Annotated in this window: 17 protein-coding genes; 6 read left to right on the top strand and 11 right to left on the bottom strand. The window is 67.0% G+C overall.

The features are described 5' to 3' along the window. Positions 1-175: 175 nt before the first annotated feature. The 4 genes from U0177_RS19315 to U0177_RS19300 all read right to left on the bottom strand — a co-directional run bounded on the left by U0177_RS19315 (position 176) and on the right by U0177_RS19300 (position 4,986). Positions 176-856 carry a PH domain-containing protein gene (locus tag U0177_RS19315; protein ID WP_409572299.1) on the bottom strand — a complete coding sequence of 227 codons (681 nt, stop codon included), beginning with the start codon at positions 854-856 and terminating at the stop codon, positions 176-178. 56 nt (positions 857-912) lie between these two features. Then, complete coding sequence (gene recO, locus U0177_RS19310) at positions 913-1,665, bottom strand: DNA repair protein RecO (RefSeq protein ID WP_409572298.1); 753 nt, start codon at positions 1,663-1,665, stop codon at positions 913-915. Positions 1,666-1,705: 40 nt separating this feature from the next. After that, positions 1,706-3,706, bottom strand: coding sequence for a helicase-associated domain-containing protein (locus U0177_RS19305; protein WP_409572297.1), 2,001 nt, complete (start codon positions 3,704-3,706; stop codon positions 1,706-1,708). Between the two features lie 308 nt (positions 3,707-4,014). Further along, complete coding sequence (locus U0177_RS19300; RefSeq protein WP_409572296.1) at positions 4,015-4,986, bottom strand: acetylxylan esterase; 972 nt, start codon at positions 4,984-4,986, stop codon at positions 4,015-4,017. A 149-nt stretch (positions 4,987-5,135) separates the two neighbouring features. Between U0177_RS19300 and U0177_RS19295 the strand changes: the two genes are divergently transcribed. Together U0177_RS19295 and U0177_RS19290 are read left to right on the top strand one after the other, a co-directional pair. Continuing rightward, positions 5,136-6,101 (top strand): aldo/keto reductase, encoded by a 966-nt coding sequence (locus U0177_RS19295; RefSeq protein WP_409572295.1) that lies wholly within the window; start codon positions 5,136-5,138, stop codon positions 6,099-6,101. Positions 6,102-6,218: 117 nt separating this feature from the next. Then, a complete protein-coding gene (locus U0177_RS19290; RefSeq protein WP_409572294.1) occupies positions 6,219-7,328 on the top strand; it encodes a Gfo/Idh/MocA family protein in 1,110 nt (369 codons plus the stop codon). A gap of 292 nt (positions 7,329-7,620) precedes the next feature. Here the strand turns inward: U0177_RS19290 and U0177_RS19285 are convergent, their stop codons facing one another. From U0177_RS19285 to U0177_RS19275, 3 genes are all read right to left on the bottom strand, one after another. Further along, positions 7,621-8,733: a PHA/PHB synthase family protein gene (locus tag U0177_RS19285; protein WP_409572293.1), complete on the bottom strand. Its 1,113-nt coding sequence runs from the start codon at positions 8,731-8,733 to the stop codon at positions 7,621-7,623. A 322-nt stretch (positions 8,734-9,055) separates the two neighbouring features. Continuing rightward, complete coding sequence (gene aceA / locus U0177_RS19280; protein WP_409572292.1) at positions 9,056-10,333, bottom strand: isocitrate lyase; 1,278 nt, start codon at positions 10,331-10,333, stop codon at positions 9,056-9,058. A gap of 229 nt (positions 10,334-10,562) precedes the next feature. After that, on the bottom strand, positions 10,563-10,856 hold the full coding sequence (locus tag U0177_RS19275) for a hypothetical protein (RefSeq protein WP_409572291.1): 294 nt from the start codon (positions 10,854-10,856) through the stop codon (positions 10,563-10,565). A 220-nt stretch (positions 10,857-11,076) separates the two neighbouring features. Here U0177_RS19275 and U0177_RS19270 point away from each other — a divergent pair, with 220 nt between their 5' ends. The 4 genes from U0177_RS19270 to U0177_RS19255 all read left to right on the top strand — a co-directional run bounded on the left by U0177_RS19270 (position 11,077) and on the right by U0177_RS19255 (position 17,619). Next, positions 11,077-14,331, top strand: coding sequence for a BTAD domain-containing putative transcriptional regulator (locus tag U0177_RS19270; RefSeq protein WP_409572290.1), 3,255 nt, complete (start codon positions 11,077-11,079; stop codon positions 14,329-14,331). Positions 14,332-14,428: 97 nt separating this feature from the next. Next, on the top strand, positions 14,429-14,971 hold the full coding sequence (locus tag U0177_RS19265) for an N-acetyltransferase family protein (protein ID WP_409572289.1): 543 nt from the start codon (positions 14,429-14,431) through the stop codon (positions 14,969-14,971). 191 nt (positions 14,972-15,162) lie between these two features. Then, positions 15,163-16,746: an acyl--CoA ligase family protein gene (locus tag U0177_RS19260; RefSeq protein WP_409572288.1), complete on the top strand. Its 1,584-nt coding sequence runs from the start codon at positions 15,163-15,165 to the stop codon at positions 16,744-16,746. A gap of 81 nt (positions 16,747-16,827) precedes the next feature. Then, complete coding sequence (locus tag U0177_RS19255; protein WP_409572287.1) at positions 16,828-17,619, top strand: enoyl-CoA hydratase; 792 nt, start codon at positions 16,828-16,830, stop codon at positions 17,617-17,619. Between the two features lie 173 nt (positions 17,620-17,792). On the opposite strand, the gene U0177_RS19250 is transcribed toward U0177_RS19255, so the two are convergent. From U0177_RS19250 to U0177_RS19235, 4 genes are all read right to left on the bottom strand, one after another. Next, positions 17,793-19,331, bottom strand: coding sequence for an SMP-30/gluconolactonase/LRE family protein (locus U0177_RS19250; RefSeq protein ID WP_409572286.1), 1,539 nt, complete (start codon positions 19,329-19,331; stop codon positions 17,793-17,795). Positions 19,332-19,730: 399 nt separating this feature from the next. Next, on the bottom strand, positions 19,731-20,819 hold the full coding sequence (locus U0177_RS19245) for an alpha/beta fold hydrolase (RefSeq protein ID WP_409572285.1): 1,089 nt from the start codon (positions 20,817-20,819) through the stop codon (positions 19,731-19,733). 95 nt (positions 20,820-20,914) lie between these two features. Continuing rightward, positions 20,915-21,295 carry a hypothetical protein gene (locus U0177_RS19240; RefSeq protein WP_409572284.1) on the bottom strand — a complete coding sequence of 127 codons (381 nt, stop codon included), beginning with the start codon at positions 21,293-21,295 and terminating at the stop codon, positions 20,915-20,917. A 443-nt stretch (positions 21,296-21,738) separates the two neighbouring features. After that, a complete protein-coding gene (locus tag U0177_RS19235; RefSeq protein WP_409572283.1) occupies positions 21,739-22,482 on the bottom strand; it encodes a 3-oxoacyl-ACP reductase family protein in 744 nt (247 codons plus the stop codon). Between the last annotated feature and the right edge of the window lie 14 nt (positions 22,483-22,496).

Genomic DNA, 22,496 nt, shown 5'->3' with positions numbered 1-22,496 from the left:
TGGTGCCTGCGGCAGCACGGTGCTTGTCGATCATCGTGTGTCCATTGTCCGCGCGCAGTGCGGACAATGGACACGTCCAAAAGGAGGGGACCGCTCTGCCGAAGGCAGAGCACGCCAACTGCGTTGTCCTATTCTAAACAAGCAACAGCTCAGGAGCCGGCCGGGCGTGAGCAGCTCAAATGCGGTTGAGCAGCTCGCGCTTTTTGGCCTCGAACTCATCGACCGAGAGCAGCCCCTGGTCGCGCAGGTCGGCGAGCTTCTGGAGCGTCTGCTGCAGATCGCCCGAGCCTGCGGCGGGCTGCGTGTAGGCCGTGACGGCGGCAGGGTCGAGGTAGCCGAAGCCGCGCGCGAAGTTGTGCTTGGCCTCGAGCATGGCGCGCTTGAAATCAAGCGGATGCGCGATCTGGCGCATCTCGTTGATGCCGACATCCGAGGCCGTGAGGATCTCGATCGTGCCGTAGTCGAAGATCCGGCCGAGCCAGCTCTGGCGCAGCTCAACATCGTTGATCTTATCGAGCGACGAGTCGATCACATCTTTGTTCAGCACGCCGCGGATCTGAATCACGCGCTGATCGGTGACGATATACTGCTCGTTGTTCCAGCGCAGGTAATCGAAAAACGCGCTGATCAGCACGAACAGGCTGATCAGGCCGCAGCCGGCGAGGATGAGCTGGCCCACCGGCAGGCCCAGCGCAATGCGGTTGGCGAACGCGGTGCTGGCGGTGACACCGGCCGCGATCAGCACGCCGATCAGCACCGTCTCGGTGATAATATTGCCGACCAGCACAAACGTATGCTGGCGGCCATCGTAGAGCACTTTTTCGTCGCGCGCCAATAGTTCGTCGATGTACGCCATGGTCTGCTCCTTGCGCTTTTGCAACGCTGTGCTTGTGTGTTCGGCTCACGCCGCGCTCAGGTGTGCCGGATCTCCGCGAGAAATGCCGCCGATTTCAGATCGCGCTCGAGGATGCGCCGGATGTAGGCGCGCAGCAGCTGCTCGGCTTCGGCGCGCGTGGCCGGCGAAATATTCAGGCGCTCGACCGCGTCGAGCGGCTGGGCTTGCAGGAAGCGCAGCAGCTTGAAGGTGCTCAGGCTCATGGCGAGCGCCGAGCGCTCGTGCGGGGCGCAGCGCGGGCAGAGCACGCCGCCCGCCAGCGCGCTGAAGCGGCCGGCCTCTTCGGTAAGCGTTTCCTGGCAGTTGGCGCAGTGGTACAGCTGTGGCCGGTAGCCCAGGAAGCCGAGTAGCCGCAGCTCGTAGTGGCGCAGCACCAGGTCGATCGCGCGGGTGCTGTCGAGCGCGCCGAGCGTGGCCACCAGCAGGTCGAAAGCCGGGCGGTTCTCGTCGTCTTCCTCGATCAGCCGGTCGATCAGCTCGGCGGCATAGTAGGCCGCGCCGATGCGCTCGAGGTCGGCGCGCAGCGCGTCGAAGCTGTGCACGATCGCGCTCTGGGTGATGATGTCGAAGGTGCGGCCGACCGCCAGCAGCATGGTGGCGTGGGTGAACAGCTCGATATGCCCGGCCAGGCGGCTGGTGGTTTTACGGGCGCCCTTGGCGACAACCCGGCGCTTTCCGGCGGGCGTGATCAGCGTCACCAGCCGGTCGGCCTCGCCGAAATCGCTGCGCCGGATGATCACCGCTTCGGTTCGGTATACTCGCTCTCTCATACGCCTCAGCTGCCCAGGGCAGGTTGAAGAACAAAAGATGTTAGCCTGGCTCTTCGATCTGCACGTTCTCGTTCGGTAACCTCAGGTGCTCGCGTAGCCGTTGCAGTGCCTCGCGGCTCGCCTGGTGGGCGCGGTTGAGCTGCTTTTCGCTCAGCAGCCGGGCCACGCGCTTACGCAGTGCGGCGCTGGCGTCGTGTTCGAGCGCGAGCGCGGCGCAGGCCTGGGCGTAGAATTCGAGCGCGGCCATGGCGACGGTCAGATCGTGCTCGCGCAGCGGCGCACCGGCTGGCTCGGCCTGGTTAGCGACGCCGTAGCCGGCTTTGCTCAGCCGCTCGGCCAGTGCGGGAGCATCGGCCGGGCGCAGCAGCCAGGCGCGCTCGCCCAGCTGCTCGACACGCGGCAGGCGCACGCGCCGGTCGCGGCGGATCTGCTCGAGCAGCAGCGCGTCGTCGGCCTCGAGCAAGGTGCCGTGGCGCAGGCTCACGCGGCCATACTGGCCGGCCCACTCGCGCAACGTGGCAGAAACATTCGATGGTACGTCGGTGGCGCTGTGCTCGCGCAGGAAGCGGAGCAGATCATCAACCAGTATACCGCGTTGCAATGCCCTATGGATACTCTGGCGGGTCAGGCGATAGGTTTCGGCGGGCTGTGCGCTGCCGCGCTCGGCGAAGCGCCCGAGCTGAAAGCGCGCGTAGAGCGTGGCGTAGGGCGGCGCGAGCACCTCGAAGTTGGCCTGCACGAGCAGCGGCTCGGGCGGCGGCTCGGGCGGCGGCTCGGCGCCACTCAGCAGCGCGGCGCCTGCCGGCGTGAGGCAGAAGGCCAGCGCGCGCGCCTCGGCAAACGCCAGGCTCGCCAGGCCCAGCCAGTGCAGCGGGCCGGCCACGATCGCGCGCAGCTGCTGGCCCTCGACGCGCTCCCAGTGCACAAAGCCGTCGAGCGGCTGGCGCGCGCGCCCCAGCAGCCCCCAGGTGTCGTAGCGCCCGTCGGGCCGCGCGAAGTCGGGCTCGACCTGGCGCACCTGGGCGACAAGCTCGTCGAGGGCGTACCACTGGCCGGCCGCGGCCTGGCCTAGCAGCGCGAGCGCGGCACGGCGCGCGGCCGGCAGGTCGCGCAGCATCGGGCGCTGCACCGTCACGCCGGCCAGCTCGGCCAGCTCGTCCCATGGCGATTCGATCCAAGCCTCGAGCAGCCGGCGCGTGCGCTCGATCGCCGGTGCGCGCAGCCACTCGATCGCGGCGCGGGCCGGGCGCGGCGTGTCGTCGACGCCGAGCTTGAGCAGGCTGGCGCCAAGCGCGCTGGCATACAGCCAGCGCGGGTAGTGCGGGCTGGCGCCGGCGGGAAGCTGCGCGGCGATCTGCTTCAGCGCGGCGCGGCCGGGGGCCTCGGCGGTGCCGGCCAGGCCGCCATCCTGCGCCAGCGCCAGCAGCCGCAGCAGCGCGCTTTCGAGCTGGGCCGGGCTGGCTATAGCCTGTGAGGCGGGCGGTTCAATCGGCGAGAGGCCGAGCTGGTGCTGGCGCGCTGGCGCGGGCGGCAGCAGCGCCTGCAGCTCGGCTGGGATGCTGTAGACGCGCGCCGGGCGGTCGGGCGGGGTGAGCAGCAGGCCCAGCGCCCACAGGCGCTCGGTGGGCGCGAGTGGCTGCTCGAGCGCCAGCAAGTAGGCCCGCGGGTTGGGGTAGCTGGCGAGCGCGCGCACCGCGCCAAACTCGCGCTCGAGTATCGGCGCGGCGATGCTGCCGCCATGCTGCTGCACCAGTGTCAGCGCAGCGCGCTCGCGCGGGCGCAGCGCCGCAAGCACGCGGCCGAGCGCCGCAGGATCGCACATAGCTTGGGCCAGCGCCGCGCCCGACTGCGCCACGCTTTCGGGCAGTGCCCACAGGCGCGCCAGCGTGGCGCGCTCCGAGCCGCTGCGCGTATCGAGCCAGCGCTCCAGCGCTATCGCCGCGTGTTCGTGTTTCAGCGTCTCGGTATACAGCGTGAGACCCCCAACTACACCTGGGCGTATTGAGCCTGTATTATAGGCGATTGGCCGCGCCGAGGTCAACCGCGCCGGGCTCTCTGCTAGCCAAGCTCGTATTGTACCAGGCTTCGGGCGGGCGTGCCGGGGAGGCAGGGAGACTTGCTTGGCTTTGTGGTGCGGTCGCGCCGCGGCCGCACCACAAAGCAGATGTATTTCCCCTCCCCTGTCAGGGGAGGGGGTAGGAGGAGGGGTCGAAAGACGCTGCACGAGCCCTGGCTCTCTGCTAGCCAAGCTCGTATTGTACCAGGCTTCGGGCGGGCGTGCCGGGGAGGCAGGGAGACGCAGAGGCGGGCGGCCGAATTCGGCGTCTCTTTGCCTCCCGGCCTTGCGTCTCAGCCCCAGAGCGTGCGCAGAAAGCTGATCTGGGCCTGCTTCTGGTAGGTGCCGCCGCCCTCGTGGTGGTTGTAGCGCCAGATCGTGATATCTTTCGGCCCGGCGTAGTGGTTATAGGCCGCGAACACCGTCGACGGCGGGCAGATCTCGTCCATCAGGCCCACCGAAAACAGCGCGTTGGCGCGCGCGCGCGCCGCAAAGTTCAGGCCGTCGAAGTAGGCCAGCGTGCCAAACACCTGCGCGTCTTTGTCGCGCTGGATCATGAGGTAGCGCGCGATCTCCTGGTAGGGGTAGCCGTCGGTGATCTCGGTGGCGCGGCGGTAGTGGCACAGAAACGGCACGTCGGGCATAGCTGCCTGTACGTCGGGCACCAGGCCGCTCACCGCCAGCGCGATGCCGCCGCCCTGGCTGCCGCCGCACACGGCGACGCGCGCGGCGTCGACGGCCGGGTGCGCGCGTGCCGCCGCCACAGCCCGCGCCGCGTCGGCGAACACCCGGCGGTAGTAGTAGGTGCTAGGCTTCAGGATGCCGCGCGTCATGAAGCCGGGATGCTGCGGGTTGCCGCCGTCGACCTCGGGGTCGGGCGTGTCGCCCTTGAGCCAGGCGCTGCCCTGGCCGCGCGTATCCATGATCAGGTGCGCGTAGCCCGCCCCGCTCCACACCAGCCAGTCGGTCGGGAAGCCGCGCCCGCCGCCATAGCCGATGTACTCGACCACGCAGGGCAGCGCGCCCTCGCGCTGGCGCGGCAGCAGGAACCAGCCTTTGATCGGCTGGCCGCCATAGCCGTTGAACGTCACGTCGAACACCTCGACGGTGCGCAGCCCACACTCGAACGGCTCGAAGCGCGCGTCGAGCGGCCAGCGCTCGGTTTCGGCCAGCGTGTCGCGCCAGAATGCGTCGAAGTCGGCTGGCTCGTCGCGCGGCGGCAGGTAGGTGCGAAGCTGGTCGAGCGACAGGTCGAAGAAGGCCATGGTTCCTCCTCTGGTGCGGTGGCGGCGGCGCGCCCGGCTGAAAGCCGCAGCATATACTACCGCGAAAATCGCGCGCTGCGGCAGGCGGTTGCGAGAAACCAAACTTGTAGTATGCTTACGCCCATTCCGCTCAGTGGAGAAAGCAGCTCATGAACTATGGCACAATTCCTGGGGTTTCCAAGCCGGTGGCGCGGGTCGTGCAGGGCACGATCATGCTGCGCACGAGCGAGCGCGAGCGCAGCTTCGACTTGCTCGACGCCGTGTTTGCGCAGGGCGGCACCACCTTCGATACCGCGCACACCTACGGCCAGGGCGATGTCGAGCGCGCGCTAGGCGCCTGGATTGGCGCGCGCGGCGTGCGCGAGCAGGTGGTGATCATTGGCAAGGGCGCGCACCCCATGCAGGGGCGCCAGCGCGTCACGCCCGCCGATATCGCCAGTGATATCGGCGAGTCGCTCGAGCGCCTGGGCACGAGCTACATCGACCTGTACCTGCTTCACCGCGACGACCCGCGCCTGCCGGTCGGGCCAATCGTCGAGGCGCTGAACGAGCACCAGCGCGCCGGCCGCATCCACGCATTCGGCGGCTCGAACTGGGCGCCCGAGCGGCTGGTGGCAGCGAACGAGTATGCCGCCGCGCATGGCCTGACGCCATTCGTGGCCAGCAGCCCGAACCTGAGCCTGGCCACGCAGGCGTTCGCGCCGTGGGAGGGCTGCCTGAGCGTCAGCGGGGCCGAGGGGCGCGCCGCGCGCGAGTGGCACGCCGCCGCAGGCATGCCGCTGCTCACCTGGTCGAGCCTGGCCGGCGGCTTTTTCTCGGGGCGCTTCCGGCGCGATAACCTGGGCACGTTCGAGAGCTATTTAGATAAGCTCTGCGCCGAGGTGTACGGCAGCGAGGCCAACTTTGCCCGGCTCGACCGCGCGGCCGAGCTGGCGGCGCAGCGCGGCCTGACGCCGGCGCAGGTGGCGCTTGCCTATGTGCTGAGCCAGCCGCTCGAGGTGTATGCGCTGGTGGGCTGCCAGACCGGCGCCGAGTTCCGTGAGAACGCGGCCGCGTGCGACCTGCGGCTGACGCCCGCAGAGCTGGCGTGGCTCGAAGAAGGCGCGCCGCGCTAGCGGGCCTGGCGCGCCTGCGCGGAAAATTGCGCACGGCTCAAATGTGCTGAAGGCTACAAAAGCAGAACAGGGCGCGGCTGCGCCACCATCGTGGATAGTCAAGCAAGAAGGTGCATCATGCCAATCAAGCCAGTGAACGTAGGGATCGTCGGCTGTGGCAACATCAGCGGGATCTACCTGGAGGCCGGGCAGAAGTTCGATATTCTCAACATCGTGGCGTGCGCCGACATCGACCTGGCGCGCGCGCAGGCCCAGGCGGCTAAGTATGGCGTGCCGAAAGCCTGCAGCGTGGCCGAGCTGCTGGCCGACCCGGCGATCGAGGTAGTGCTCAACCTGACGGTGCCGGGCGCGCACGCCGAGGTGGCGCTGGCCGCGATCGAGGCCGGCAAATCGGTGTACAACGAGAAGCCGCTGGCGATCGAGCGCGCCGACGCCGAGCGCATGCTGGCGCTGGCCGAGGGCAAGGGGCTGCGGGTGGGCTGCGCCCCCGATACCTTTCTCGGCGGCGGGCTGCAGACATGCCGCGCGCTGATCGACGCCGGCGCGATCGGCGTGCCGGTGGCCGCCACCGCGTTCATGCTCGGCCACGGGCCTGAGGGCTGGCACCCCAACCCCGATTTCTTCTACCAGCCCGGCGCCGGGCCGATGTTCGACATGGGCCCGTACTACCTCACCGCGCTGATCAGCCTGCTCGGCCCGGTGCGGCGCGCCACCGGCTCGGTGCAGATCTCGTTCGCCGAGCGGACGATCACCAGCCAGCCGCTGCACGGCACGAAGATCGCCGTCAATACGCCCACGCACGTAGCCGGCGTGCTCGATTTCGCGGCCGGCGCGGTGGCGACGCTGGTGACGAGCTTCGACGTATGGGCCGCCGAGGTGCCGCGGATCGAGATCTACGGCTCGCTCGGCACGCTCAGCCTGCCCGACCCTAACACGTTTGGCGGGCCGGTGCGGCTGCGGCTGGCCACCGACAAGGAGTGGCGCGAGCAGCCGATCGCGCATGGCTACACCGCCAACAGCCGCGGCCTGGGCCTGGCCGACATGGCCTATGCGCTGCGGAGCGGCCGCCCGCACCGCGCCAACGGTGCGCTGGCCTACCACGTGCTCGACCTGATGCACGCCTTTCACGATGCCTCGCGCGCGGGCCGGCATGTCGAGCTGGCCAGCAGCTGCGAGCGCCCGGCGGCGCTGCCGCAGGTGTGGCCAGGCGAGGCGGAAGAGGCGTAGGCACGCGCGGCCAGATGCATCCTATCACTTTCTTTTTGTGGTGCCCTGCCCGGCTTCGCCGGGTAGGGCATCCCAATAACAGGACTTACGCGGTGCGCGTTTTTGCCTTGCTGCCGCAGGCAGAACAAGCCCGTATCGCAGGCGACCGCGTAAGTGCTGACAATAAGAAACTTCAGAGGCGGCAGTGCCGCCCCGAACCCCCGCAAGGAGGGCATCGCAAAAAGAAAATTCGGGGGCGGCAGCGCCACTCCCGAACTCCAAGCAGAAAGCAAGCGATCAGCCGGATGCGGTATCAGCTCTCGTCTTCGGCCTCGCTCGACCGGGCGACGAGCCAGTCGGCCAGGTGGGGCCACAGCTGCTGCGGGGCGTCGAGGCCGGCCACAATGCTGGTGTGGCCGCCGGGGAACTCGAAGACGGCCTTATCGGGGCTGGCGACCAGCTCGTTCAGCACCTTCGACGACTGGGGCGGGCAGATCATGTCGCGGGTGGCCACCACTGTCAGCAGCGGCGCCTCGATCTGCCCAAGGTCGACGCGCCGGCCGCCCACCACCAGCCGGCCCTGCACCAGGTGGTTTTCCTGGTAGCACTCTTTGATATAGGTGCGGTAGGCCTCGCCGAGGAACGGAATATTGTCGTCGAGCCACAGCTGCATGGCTAGGAAATCCTGCACTGCGTCGGTGTCGCCGAACTGCTCGGCCAGCGCGATCTGCTGGCTGATCTGGTACGTCGGCTTGAGCATGCGGAAGCTGGCCTGCATCAGCGACACCGGCAGCGCGCCCAGGGTATCGACCACCAAGTCGACATTAAAGCGATCTTTGCGCGTCCACTGCGAGAGAATGCCGTCGTCATGGAAGTCGATCGGCGCGGCCACCTGCACCAGGTTGGCGACATAGCGGCCGTATAGCGCGCTGAAGATCGCCGTGAGTGTGCCGCCCATGCTGTAGCCGAGCATGCTCAGCCGCTCCTGGCCGCTGATCGCGCGCACGCGCTGGGCCGCGCGGCGCAGGTAGCCGGTGACGTAGTGATCAAAAGTGGTGCCGCGGTCTTCGGGGCCGGGCGCGCCCCAGTCGATCACGAACACGTCGAGGTTGCGGCTCACCAGGTACTCGATCAGACTGCGGCCGGGCACCAAGTCGAGCAGGTAGTAGCGGTTGATCAGCGAGGGGACGATCAGCAGCGGGATGGGCAGGCGCCGGCCAGCTGGCGCGCGGTAGCGCAGCAGCCGCAGCTTGCCCTCGCCATAGACCTCGTCGGCCGGAGTTTTGGCCACGCTCTGTGGGTCGCCGTGCAGCATAAGCTTGAAGATCCCACCGAAGCGATCTTGCATGTGCTCGAGCTCGTGCTGGAGCTTTTGCACCATTGCGCTAGTTGTGGCCGACGGCAAGCCCCAGAGACGTGGTAGCATGATATTTTCGCGAATATGCGTACGCCAGGCTACATGTGATTATACGCGATGTCGCGATTTTTTGCAGCCTCGGCGGCGCGACGAGCGACGACCGACGGCCGACCACGAGCGCCGCACACACGTGGCCGGTCGCCGGTCGTCGCTCGTCGGATGGGCGGTAGGCAAGGCCAGGGAGGGCGGCAGCCGCGGCCGCGGCCCTCCCTGGCGCTCAGCAGCTTAGGCAGGGTTCTATTACTTTCCGGTTCATTGCCCCGAAGCCGTAGGGGCGCGATAGAGCGCGCCCGTACCGTGCCACGCCGAAACTTCGGGGGTGAGCCGCGCCTTAGTGGAACTGCTCTTCCTCGGTCGAGCCGGTGAGCGCGGTGGTCGAGGCCGCGCCGCCGGCAATCACCTGGGCCACCTCGTCGAAGTAGCCAGTGCCGACTTCACGCTGGTGCTTGGTCGCGGTGTAGCCAAACTGCTCGCTGGCGAACTCGGCCTGCTGGAGCTCGGAGTAGGCCGCCATGCCGCGATCCTTGTAGCCGCGCGCCAGCTCGAACATGCTGTAGTTGAGCGCGTGGAAGCCCGCCAGCGTAACGAACTGGAACTTGTAGCCCATGGCGCCCAGCTCGCGCTGGAACTTGGCGATGGTGGTATCGTCGAGCTTCTTCTTCCAGTTAAACGACGGCGAGCAGTTGTAGGCCAGCAGCTTGCCCGGGAACTGCTTGTGGATCGCCTCGGCGAAGCGCTGGGCCTCGGCCAGGTTCGGCTCGGAGGTTTCGCACCACACCAAGTCGGCAACCGGCGCGTAGGCCAGCCCGCGGGCGATCGCCTGGTCGAGGCCGGCGCGCACGCGGTAGAAGCCCTCGACGGTGCGCTCGCCGGTGCAGAACGGCTTGTCGCGGTCGTCGATGTCGCTGGTGAGCAGGTTGGCGCCATTCGCGTCGGTGCGCGCGATGATCACCGTGGGCACGCCCATCACGTCGGCGGCCAGCCGCGCGGCCGCGAGGTTCTTCACGGCCTGCTGCGAGGGGATCAGCACCTTGCCGCCCATGTGGCCGCACTTCTTCTCCGAGGCCAGCTGATCTTCGAAGTGCACGCCGGCCGCGCCGGCCTCGATCAGCGCCTTGGTCAGCTCGAACACATTCAGCGGCCCGCCGAAGCCCGCCTCGCCGTCGGCCACGATCGGCGCGAACCAGTAGGTATCGCCCTTGCCCTCGCTGTGCTGGATCTGGTCGGCGCGCTGGAGCGCCTGGTTGATCCGCTTCACCACGCTCGGTACGCTATTCGCCGGGTAAAGGCTTTGGTCGGGGTACATCTGGCCCGCCAGGTTGGCGTCGGCCGCGACCTGCCAGCCGCTGAGGTAGATCGCCTTGAGGCCGGCCTTGACCTGCTGCACGGCCTGGTTGCCGGTGAGCGCACCCAGAGCGGCCACGTAATCTTCGGTGTTCAGCAGCGCCCAGAGCCGCTCGGCACCGAGCCGCGCCAGCGTCTGCTCGATCAGGATCGACCCGCGCAGCCGTACCACATCCTCGGCCGTATATGCACGCTCGATGCCCTGCCACCGTGAGTCGCTCATCCAGCTCGCCGCCAGCGCCTCGGTCTGTTGGTCACGCGTCATTGCCTTTACCCTTTCTCCATCGGCGTCTTGTGATCTCGATAGTATGGTGCAAGATTGCAGTAGGTCTGGGAACGGGTTGCGTCCCCAGACCTATTCATGCCTGTGCTGAGCGGCTTGTGCGCCGCGTGCGGCTAGCCTTGGAAGCTGCTTGAGTTTGTGGCCGCGGCCCGCCAGAAAGGGATGCGCGAGGGGCATCGCCCCTCGCACTCCTTCTTCTTCAAACAGGCTCTTAGTTTTTGCTCAGGCGGGCGACCAGCTCGTTCACGCCCTGCATGTAGCCCTGCCAGGTCTTCATGCCGTCCTGGTAAAACTGGCGGTAGTTGGCCAGCGCCTCCTGGGCGATCTTCTCGGCCTGCGCGCCGAGCTCCTGGTTGTAGCGCAGCCCCTGCTCGAAGGCCTGGAAGCTATACTCGGTGGTGGTGGTGGCCAAGTCGGCCCATACGCGCATGGCGTTTCCGGCGGCATTCTCGACGACTTTATACTGCTCTTGGGCGAATTGCTGGGCGGTTTTTTGCTCGGCCATGAAGGGTTCTCCTATTCTTTTCCGCTTTGTAATGCGGTAAATGCGTGTTGGCTAACTGGCCGCATCGTAGCATCGCATAGTTACAATCAAGTTCAGGTTGGGCGGCGCGCGGCGCAGTTTGAGTTACAGCGCGCGAGGCCGGCCGCCACAGCGGCTGCGCGGTGTCGCACCGAAGGTGCTACAATAGGGCCGTTCAACCACCTCGCGAGCATACACGGCCATGTTTGGTGATGAGATTGTCGTCTATACCCGGCTGATGCCGCCACGCCTGCCGCGCCGGTGGCTGCGCCGCCCGCGGCTCGACCGGCTGCTGGCCGATGCGGTCGAGTACCCGGTGTCGCTGATGCGCGCCAGCGCCGGCTATGGCAAGAGCAGCGCGCTGGCCTCGTTTGCGGCGCGCGGCGGCTGGCCGGTGATCTGGTACAGCATGAGCGAGGGCGTGCCCGACCCGCTCGTGTTTCTGCTGCACTTGGCGCACGCCTGCCGCAATGTAGCGCCGCGCGCCGGCGAGCGCACGATCGCGCTGCTCGAGCAGCATGCGCAGGGTAAGCAGTCGTGGATGCAGGCGCTCGACGTGCTGATCAACGACCTGACGCGCATGCTCGACGACGAGACGATCCTGGTGCTCGACGATTACCACACCGTCGACGATCAGCCCGAGATCGGCGCGCTGGTCGAGCGCCTGGTGAACCAGCTGCCGCCGCGCCTGCACCTGCTGCTGGCCAGCCGCCAGTGGCCGCAGCTGGCCGCGCTGCCGATCTTGCAGGCGCGCGGCGAGCTGTTCGTCGTCGACGAGGCCGACCTGGCCTTCACCGAAGACGAAGTCGTGATGCTGCTCGAGGTCGACGACGACGATGCCGCCGGCATATCGAAGGCCGCCGAGGTGAGCGAGCAGACGCGCGGCTGGCCTATCGCGCTGCAGCTGATCTCGCAGGGGGCGCAGAAAGCGCCGGCCGACGAAAGCCCCGAGGCGCCGGCGTGGCTGGTGAGCGGCCAGCCGCTGCTGTCGCACGAGGTGCTGTTCACCTACCTGGCCCACGAGGTGCTGGCCGGCCAGCCGCCCGACGTGCAGGTGTTTCTGCTGCGCACCGCCGTGCTGGCCGAGCTCGACCCGCCGGCCTGCGACGATCTGCTGGGCATCGCGAGCTCGGCCGAGTGGCTGCGCCGGCTGTATCGCGGCGGGCTGTTTCTGACCGCGCTCGGCGCCGACCAGTATCGCTATCACCCGCTGTTCCACGCGTTTCTGCAGCAGCGCGGGCGCGCCGGCCTGCCCGAGTGGGCCGAGCTGCACGCGCGCGCCGCGGCCTACTACCGCTCGATTGGCGCCGGCGAGCGCGTGCTCTACCACCTCATGGCGCTCGACGACCACGTGGCGATCGCCGCCGAGCTCGAGCGGCTGGCGCAGCCCTGGATCGACGCCGGCCGGCTGGTGACGCTGATCGACTGGCTCGACCGCGTGCCGCCGGCGGTGCTGGTCGAGCACCCGCAGCTGCTGATCGCCCGCGGCGACGCCGAGCGGCTGCTGGCGCGCTTCGACCAGGCGCTGGCCGCGTATGCCAGCGCCGAGCAGCGCTACGCCGCGCTCGACGACCCGATCGGCCAGTCGCGCGCGCTCAAGGGCCAGGCCCAGATCTACCTCGATACCGTGCGCCCGGCGCCGGCAACCAGCCTGCTGCGCCGGGCCTACAGGCTGCTGCCGCCCGACCAGGCCGGGTCGCGGATTGCGCTGCTGCGCCGGATCGCCGAGAATCGGCTCAACGCCGGCCGCGCCGACCAGGCCATGCGCCTGTATCGCCTGGCCGAGCGCGTGAGCGGCACGCCGCAGACCGACCCGCGCGTGTTTTTGCGGCTGGGCCAGCTCAACGAAGCGCGCGAGCTGCTCGAGCGCCAGCTCAAGCACGATCGCGCGGCCGCCTATGCGCGCAGCCCCGAGGCGCACCGCGAGCCGACGCTGCTGCTCTCGCTGGTGTGCTCGCTGCTGGGCGACTCGGCGGCCGCGCTGCACTACGCCGAGGCGGGCCTCGAGTCGGCGCGCCATCTCGGCTCGTCGCTATCCGAGGCGGTGGCGCACATCCGCATCGGCCACGCGCGCCAGCTGCAGAGCCCGCCCGACTACGCCGACGCCAACGGGCAGTATTTGCAGGCCATGGCCCTGGCCGACGCCTTCACTGTGCAGCGCACCAAGGCGGCCGCCTACCTGGGCCTGGCGCTGCTGCACGGCTTCAACGGCGACATCGACGCCGCGCGCGTGGCCGCCCGCGAGGGCCTGGCGATCGTCGAGCAGACTGGCGATAGCTGGACGGCGGCGCGGCTGTGGACGGCGCTTGGCGCGGCTGGCGCCTCGAGCGGCGTGCCCGAGGCCGGCGCCTGGCTCGACGAGGCATGGCGCCGCCACGTGGCCTGCAAAGATACCTACAGCCAGACGGTGGTGCAGCTCAGCCTGGCGATCTGGTATCACCGCGCCGGCCGGCTTGACATGGCGCAGCAGCACGCGCGCGAGACACTGCGCTGCGCCCAACGCGGCGGCTACGCCGGCCTGCTCACCCGCCCTACGCTGTTTGGCCCGCGCGACCGCATGGCGCTGGTGCCGGTGCTGCTGGCCGGCCGCGCCGTGCCCGAGCTGCGCGCCTGGTCGCAAGAGCTGCTGGCCCAGGGCTTCCCGGCGATCGCCGCCGACGAGGCGACCCAGAGCTACCACCCCGGCAGCACGCTGCGCATCCAGGTGCTCGAACGCCTGCGCGTCTGGCGCGGCACCGAAGAGGTCGACCCGCGCGCCTGGCAGCGCAAGAAGGCCCAGCAGATGCTGGCGCTGCTGGTGACGAACCGCCACCGCTGGCTGCTGCGCGAGCAGATCTGCGATTGGCTGTGGGCCGAAGACAGCGAGGCCGACGCCGAGACGCAGTTCAAGGTGACGCTGAACGCGCTCAATGCCGTGCTCGAGCCCTCGCGCCCGCCGCGCACGCCGCCGTTCTACATCCGCCGCCAGGGCGGCGCGTACCGCTTCTGCCCGCCCGACGGTGTGTGGATCGACGTGGCCGAGTTCGAAGAGCGGCTTGACGCCGCGCGCCGGCGCGTAGCCCTGGGCGAGAGCGATAGCGCCGAGGTGCACGAGCAGCTCGCGCTCGCGCTCGGCTTGTACCAGGGCGAATACCTCGGCGACTACCTGTACGAAGATTGGACGCGCGAAGAGCGCGAGCGCCTATCGAACCGCTACCTCGAGGCCGCCACGCTGCTGGCCGAGCTGCTGCTGAAGCGCGGCCAGCTCGCCGAAGCCATCCGCTTCTGCGAGGGCATCCTCGCGCGCGACCCGTGCTGGGAAGATGCCTACCGCCTGCTGATGCGCGCCTACGCCCGCCAGGGCAACCGCCGCCAGGCTATGGCCACCTACGATCGCTGCGTGCGCAACCTGCGCACCCACCTCGACGTCGCGCCGCTGCCGCAGACTACCAAGGTCTACGACGAGGTGCGAGTCTAGAATATCGCATGTAACCTTCATGTAACCTTGCACACATATACTCAGCCAGCAATTGTATTCCCCACTGTCTGATTCTTCACCGTACAGGAGCAAGGCGATGATCGACCAACAGATCGCGACGCCGCGAATGACGCTCCGGAATGGCCGGGACGTAACAATTCGCCCGCTCGGCGAGCATGATCGGGCGAAGTTGTTGGCCTTCGGGCAGAAGCTGCCACACGACGATTTGCTCTACCTCGAAGACGATTTCCAGAGCGCCGATATCATCGCTCGCCTGGTGAATGCCTACCAGGCCGAAAACTGGCGCCAGTTTGTCGTCGAGGCCGGCGACGAGATTGTCGGCTACAGCTCGGCGCGCCGCCTGGTCGGCTGGTCGAGCCATGTCGCCGATATTGTGCTGCTGGTGAGCCCCGAGTGGCGGCGCGCGGGCGTGGGCGTGGCGCTGGCCCAGGCGATCTTCGACGCCGCGCGCGACCTGGGCGTTAGCAAGGTGATCGTCGAGATGCTCGAGGAGCAGCAGTCGGGCCGCGCGATCTTCGAGCGCCTCGGCTTCAGCGTCGAAGGAACCCTCACGCGCCACTCGCGCGACCGCCACGGCAATTTCCACAATTTGCTGATTTTGTCGTATCATATAGCCTGACGGCTATACGGTAGCGAGCAGCAGCTCTTTCCATACCCTCTTCCCTGTGCCCCTCGCCGTTTCGGCGAGGGGAACTGAATCATTGGGGTGGCCGTGCGGCATCTTGCCGCCATACGGCCATCCCGGCAGGCTACGCTATGCCCCAGGCTGCCGCCAGCATACGACCCGACACAAGCGCAAGGAGAAACGCAATGACGCAGGCCGACCAGGTGTACCGAAGTTTGATGACACCCGTGAGCTTTCTGCGCCGGAGCGCCTACATCTACCCCGATAAGACGGCGGTGGTGCACGGCGACCGGCGCTATTCGTATCGCGAGCTGGAAGAGCGCGTGAATCGCCTGGCCGCGCGCCTGCGCGCCGATGGCCTGCGCAAGGGCGATCGCGTCGCGTTCCTCTGCACAAACATTCCGCCTATGCTCGAGGCCCACTTCGGCGTGCCGGCCGCCGGCGGCGTGCTGGTGGCGATCAATACGCGCCTCAGCAGCGGCGAGATCGAGTACATCCTGCATCACTCCGGCGCGTCATTCCTGTTCGTCGACGCCGAGCTGGCGCCGCTGGTGCAGCCGCTCGACCTCGCGGCCCTCAAGGTGGTGCGCATCGATGATACCGGCGCGCCGGGCGACCCGTACGAAGATTACCTGGCCGGCGCCGCGCCCGAGCCGGTGGCAAGCTGGCTCGAGGATGAAGACGAGACGATCTCGATCAACTATACCTCGGGCACCACCGGCCGCCCTAAGGGCGTGATGTACACCTACCGCGGCGCCTACCTCAACGCGCTGGCCCAGGTGGCCGAGCCGGCGCTGACGCCTGGCTCGGTGTACCTGTGGACGCTGCCGATGTTCCACTGCAACGGCTGGACGTTCCCGTGGGCGATTGCTGCGATCGGCGCTACCAGCGTCTGCCTGCGCCGCTTCGACCCTGGCCACGTCTGGCAGCTGTTCGACGCCGAGGGCGTGACGCACTACTGCGGCGCGCCGACGGTGCAGCTGGCGATTATCAACCATCCCAGCGCCCACCACCTCGAGCGCCCGGTGACGGTGCTGGTGGCCGCCGCCCCGCCCTCGCCTACGCTGCTGGCCGCGCTGCGCGAGTGCAACTTGCACCCCATCCACGTGTACGGGCTGACGGAGACATACGGCCCGATCACGATCTGCGCCTGGCACCGCGAGTGGGACGCCCTGTCGCTCGCCGAGCAGGCGCGGCTGAACGCGCGCCAGGGACAGGGCAACATCCTCTCCGACCTGGTGCGCGTGGTCGATGACCAGATGAACGACGTGCCGCGCGACGGCGAGACGATGGGCGAAGTCGTGATGCGCGGCAATATCGTGATGAAGGGCTACTACGCCCAGCCCGAGGCCACCGCCGACGCGTTTCGCGGCGGCTGGTTTCACAGCGGCGACCTGGGGGTGTGGCACCCCGATGGCTATATCGAGCTGCGCGACCGCAAGAAAGATATCATCATCTCGGGCGGCGAGAATATCTCGACGATCGAGGTCGAGCAGACGGTGGCCAAGCACCCCGCCGTGCTGGAGTGCGCCGTGGTGGCCATCCCCGACGAAAAGTGGGGCGAGCGCCCCAAGGCGTTCGTGACGCTCAAGCCTGGCGCGAGCGCCACCGAGCAGGAGATCATCGAGTTCTGCCGCCAGCATATCGCGCGCTTCAAGTGCCCGGCTGCGGTTGAGTTCATCGACCTGCCCAAAACCTCGACTGGCAAAGTGCAGAAGTTCGTGCTGCGCGATAAAGAGTGGGGCGGAAAGACGAAGCGGATTAACTAAGAGTAGGGGCACTTGCGCTCTTCGGCTTCCTCGAGCGACGAGATTGCGCCTGCGGCAGCTCTGATAGCGGAGTATTCGATTATGATCGACACAACACAAACCTACCGCCACATTCTGTTCGAGCGCGAGGGCGCGATTGGCTATGTGACGATGAACCGCCCGGCCAAGCGCAACGCGCTTTCGATCGAGCATATGCAGGAGCTGACCGAGTGCTTCAGGGCGATTGGCAGCGCTCGCGAGCTGGCCGTGGTGATCCTGCGCGGCAATGGCCCGGTGTTCAGCGCCGGGCACGATCTGGCCGAGATGCTTGGCCAGCCGGCCGAGTTCTACCAGCACGAGTTTGATGTCTGCACCGACCTGATGGAGACGATTGTCGGCATGCCGCAGCCGGTGATCGCCCAGGTGCACGGCATCGCCACGGCGGCCGGCTGCCAGCTCGTGGCCACCTGCGACCTGGTGGTAGCCGCCGAAGAGGCGCGCTTCGCTACGCCTGGCGTGAAGATCGGCCTGTTCTGCTCGACGCCGATGGTGGCGCTGAGCCGCGCGATTGGCCAGAAGAAGGCCATGGAGATGCTGCTGACCGGCGATTTCGTCTCGGCGCACGAGGCGCGCGAGGCCGGGCTAGTGAACCGCGTGGTGCCGGCCGATCAGCTGGCCGCCGCTACCCGCGCCCTGGCCGAGCAGATTGCCGCCGCCAGCCCGCTGGTGGTTGGCATCGGCAAGCAGGCGTTCTATCGCCAGCGCGACATGCCGCTGCACGAGGCCTACCGCTACGCCAGCGATGTGATGGCTTCGAATGCCCAACTCGCCGACGCTCAGGAGGGCATGTGCGCGTTTCTTGAGAAGCGCAAACCGCAGTGGCGCGGCCAATAGTGCCAGCTCCGTTTGACCGCTTTTTATTTACACGAGTGATGCGGCGCCCTCGCGCGTGGGAGGTTTGGAGGGCGCGAGCCCTCAATATCACTCTTTTTGGCTGGTCGCGGCCACCGCCGTGGCCACGACCAGCCAAAGGAAGTTTTCGGGGCAGCAAGCTGCCCCCGAAACTGCTACGGCGCGGCGATGCTCGCCACTGTGAATGGCAGCACCGGCTTGGCATTCGCGCCGCGCTTATCGAACTGCGAGTTTACCACCAGCAGCCGGTCGCCGGCCTTGGCGATCGTAGTCGGGTAGGCCAGCGCCGGGTCGCCGCTGCTCGAAACCACCGTGCCGCTGGCGAAATCGGCGGCCATGCTTACCTTCACGATCAGCCCGTTCTGGTTGCGCACCACGTACAGCGTCTGCCCGTCGAGCAGAATGCCGTCGCCGTTGGTCACGCTTTGGCCGCCCAGGCTGATCTCGCTCACCGCTTTGCTGGCCGTGCTGATGCGGAACAGCTTGCCGGTGTTCGACTGCACCACGATCAGGTAGGCGCCGTCGCCGGTGGCCGCGATGCCGTTCAGGTTGAAGCCCTGCCCGTACTGGATCGGCGTGCCGCTCAGGTCGAGCCAGCCCTCGCTGGCGAGCTTGCCGGCTGTGTCGGTGAACACGCGGTACAGTACCGGGCTCTGCGAGTCGGTGAAGAATGCATCGCCATTGGGCGTGAGCGCAACGTCGTTGATAAACGTCGGCTGGCGCAGGCCGCTGAACTTACCAAGCAGCGTGCCGTCGGCGCTGCTATAGACGAACATCTGGCCAGTGCTGCCGCCCGACACGAACAACCGGCCGCTGGCGTCGATCTTCATGCCCGTGGCGGTGGTGCGGCCATCGCCGCCGCCCGCCAGAAACACCTGGGCTGCGGCTGGGCGCGCGGCGTTCGCCCGCATGATCGTGCCGTCGGTCGTGCTGCTCACGAAGAAGTCGCCGCTCGAGGCCTGGTAGGCGATGCCTTCGGGGAACACCTGGCTGCCCGGCAGCACCCAGCGGTTCATGTTTGCCGCCATCTCGGCGTTCAGGCGGCCGAGCAGCACATTATAGGGCGGCTGGTTCTCGGGGTGCAGCTCGAAGCGGCCGCGCTCGAACCACTGCACGTCGTACAGCTTGCCCTCAATGCTCTCCTGCATCTGGCCGCTGAGCGGCAGGCCGAACAGCGCCAGGCTCTCGGCCTCGCTTACGCCGCGCTTGCCGTCGAACTCCAGGCCGCTGGCGCGCCAGGCTTTCAGAATATCGCCGCAGACATTGTGGCCGGTTTCGGCGAAGAAGCGGCAGCCGGCCTGCGGCTCGCTCTTGGGGAAGCTAAACCAGTCGCGGCCGTCTTGCGCCAGCCGGTCGGCGCCGATGCGCCCCAGCAGCACATCGTAGGGGCGCGCATTCTCGGGGTGCAGCTCCAGGCGCGTGCGCTCGAACTGCTGGGCCTGGTAGGTTTTGCCTTCGATCTGCACCGCCTGCTGGGCGCCGAGCGGCAGGCCAAACACCGCCAGCCCGCCATTTGCCTCCCAGAACTCGCGGATGCGGCCGCTGATACAGCTGCCGGTTTCGGCAAAGCAGCGCTCGGCCGCCTGCGCTCCCGCCGCAGCGGGCAGCAGCGCCAGCAGCAGCGCCAGCAGCAGCGGCGATAGCGCCAGGCCTCGCCGTATGCGCGGCGTCGCGTTGGTCGCATCAACCTTCATCGGTAACCCTCCTGTTTGGCCGGCTCCAGAGCGCCGTAGGTGGCGCGGGCGGAAGTGGGGCCGGCGTGCTGCGAGTGGCGCGCGGCTTTGCCGCTGTCGCCTCGCCGATGGGCAGTGCTGCAAGGTTGGTGCCACAAACAATGCCTCGCGCGGCGCGCAAAGCTTCGCCGCGCGCCGCACAAGAAAAAAGCTCGGGGGCAGCGCCCCCGAACTTCTCGCGCGACTTTGCCGTAGGGCTTGGTTAGCCCCACGGAGTTGGTATTATATCAACTCCGTTTGATTACTTGTGTTTTCTTGTGCGGCGCCCGGCAAAGCCGGGCCCGCACAAGAAGAAAGTTTGGGGGCGGCGAAGCCGCCCCCAAACCCCACCAAAGTGTCAGTCATCAAACGAATTTGGTATTAATCGGCGCGCTTCGACAGCCAGGCGTCGATGTGCGGCCAGGTATTCTTCTCGGCGCCGCTGCCGGCCATGATGCCAATATGGCCGCCGCGCACGCGGAAGATCTCTTTGTCGGTGCTGCCGATCTTCTCCATCGCCTTCTCCGACTGGCACGGCGGCGTGATATGGTCGGATTCGGCGATCACATTCAGCAGGCTGGCGCGCAGGTTCGCCAGGCTCACGCGCTCGCCGCGCACCACCAGCGTGCCCTCCATCAGCCGGTTCTCTTTGTAGAACTCGTTGATCAGCTGCCGGTAGGCCCCGCCCGCCATCGGGATGATCTCGCGCACCCAGGTGTTCATGGCGTGCCACGCCTCGACGACCTTGGGATTGCTGATGTTGTCCCAAAGATTGACATAATTGCTTACGTAGTTCTCGACTGGCTTGAGCGCCTTGGCGCCGTAGTCGATCATCTCGCCGGGGATATTGCCGAAGGTATCGACGATCCGGTCGGCATTAAAGGCCTTCTCGCTGGTCCAGCGGATGAACCCACCGGCCTTTTTGTCGGAGAAGTCGAGCGGCGCCGTCAGCAGCATAAGGTTCTTCAGGCCTTCGTCGGGCCGCAGGCTGGCGTACAGCGTGCTGATCAGCGCGCCCAGGCACCAGCCGAGCATGCTGAACTCATCGGAGCCCGAGGTAGCCTTGACCTTGCGCACCACGCGCGGCAGGTACTCAAGCGCGTAGTCGTCGAACTTCAGGTTGCGGTCCTCGGGGCCGGGGATGCCCCAGTCGAGCAGGTAGACGTCGTAGCCCTTCTTGAGCATATACTCGACGAAGCTGTGGCCGGGGCGCAAGTCGAGCACGTGCGGCCGGTTCATGATCGCGAACACCAGCAGCAGCGGGATGCGGTGGCGCTTCTCGGCCGGCAGCACTGGAGCATAGCGGTACAGCTTGGCTTTATTCAGCGTCCAGATCAGCTCTTTGGGCGTCTGGCCAATGCGTGCGTCGGTGGTCAGCAGCCGGCCGAAGGTACGGGCATTTTCGGCAATCTGCTCAAGCTCGGTGTAGAGCTCGGTCAGCGTCGGCATTGGGTTTTCAGTTACAGTCATTCCGCAATCTCCCGAATCATACGGGCCGCTACCAGCGTGTGGCGTGCGCGGGGTAGCTAGGCTGGTAGCGGCAACACGAATAGCCGGCTTGGTGGTTAGGCTGGCTCTTTTGGCTCTTTGGGCTTGGCTGCGGCGGCCTGCTTGCGCGTAGCGCGCACTGCCTCGTCGAGCTTGCCCTCGAGGTCATCGAGCCGCAGCTCAATGTTCGTCAGCCGCTCGGCCAGGCTGGTGACGTCGCCGCGCGTCGGCATGTTCAGGTTGGTCAGCACCTGCGTCATAGTCGACTCAAGCGCTTTGCGGAAAGGCGTCGAGGTAGCCAGCCAGGTATCGAGCATCGTGCCGGTGGCCTGCGAGTAGGCGTCGGTGTTCACCATCTGGATCATCAATTTCGACCAGGTGTCGATGCTGGCGTCGCGCATGCTCTTGATCATGCCGGTGGGGTCGAGCAGGTTCGTATGCTCATTATTCTGGCTCATGAGGAGCTCCTTTTGTAATGTGGTGGCTACAGTATAGGCGCCGAAAGTTACACTCGGGTTTCACAAAAACATTCTAGAACATGTACAGCTCCTGTGCAGCGCTCGCATCACTTATTTTACACGAGTTACGCAGTGTCCTCCCACGTGGGAGGCTTGGAGGCACAAGCCCTCCAAAATCACTCTTTTTGGCTGGTCGCGGCCGCCGGTGGCCGCGACCAGCAAAGGAAGTTTTCGGGGGCGGCGCGCACCCCGAGACCCCACCGCGTAACTCGTGTTATTTTAAGGGTGCGCGAGGGGCATAGCCCCCGCACTTCCTTTCTGGCGGGTGGCTGCCACGATGCTGTGGCAGCCACCCGCCAGAACAGACAGCTTTAATAAATACTACGCGGGCGACGTGGTAGTGCGGCCACCACGTCGCCCGCATGAAGGTGCGGCGCGGAGCATCACATATACGCGCCGCCGTTGATATTGATCGTCTGGCCGGTGATATAGTCGCCGCCTTCCACCAGGAAGGTCACGGCCTTGGCCATATCGGCGGGCGTGCCGAAGCGCCCGAGCGGGATGCGCGCCTTGATCTGATCCTGAATATTCGTCGGCACCTTCGCCAGCATATCGGTGAGCGTAAAGCCGGGGCAGATCGCGTTCACGGTGATATTGAAGCGCGCCAGCTCGAGCGCGGCGGTTTTGGTGAAGGCGATGATCCCGCCTTTGCTGGCGCCGTAGTTGGCCTGGCCGAACGCGCCGGTCTGGCCGTTCATCGAGCTGATATTGATGATTCGGCCGTAGTTTTGCTCGATCATCACCGGGGTCGCCGCCGAAGTGCAGAAGAACACCGCGTTCAGGTTGGTCTGCACCACTTCGAGCCAGTCGTCGTCGGTCATCTTGCGCAGCGATTTATCGCGGGTAATGCCGGCGTTGTTCACCAGAACGTCGAGCCGGCCGAACTGCTCGACCACGCGCTTGACCATATCGCGCGCCTCTTTCGGGTCGGCGACATTGGCCTTCGCGAGCATACACGTCGCGCCCAGTTTGGCGATCTCGTCCGCAAGCTCTTGCGCGCGGGCATCGCTGCTCTGGTAGTTCAGCGCTACTTTGGCGCCCTCTTGCGCTAGCTCCAGCGCAATCTCCCGCCCGATCCCGCGCGACGCGCCCGTAACCAGCGCGGTCTTGCCGTCCAGTCGACCCATGGTGTTCCTCCTCT

Source organism: Kouleothrix sp. (assembly GCF_046328425.1).
In the GTDB taxonomy this organism is placed as follows: Bacteria; Chloroflexota; Chloroflexia; order Chloroflexales; family Roseiflexaceae; genus Kouleothrix.
This window is presented reverse-complemented; position numbering and strand designations above follow the sequence as displayed.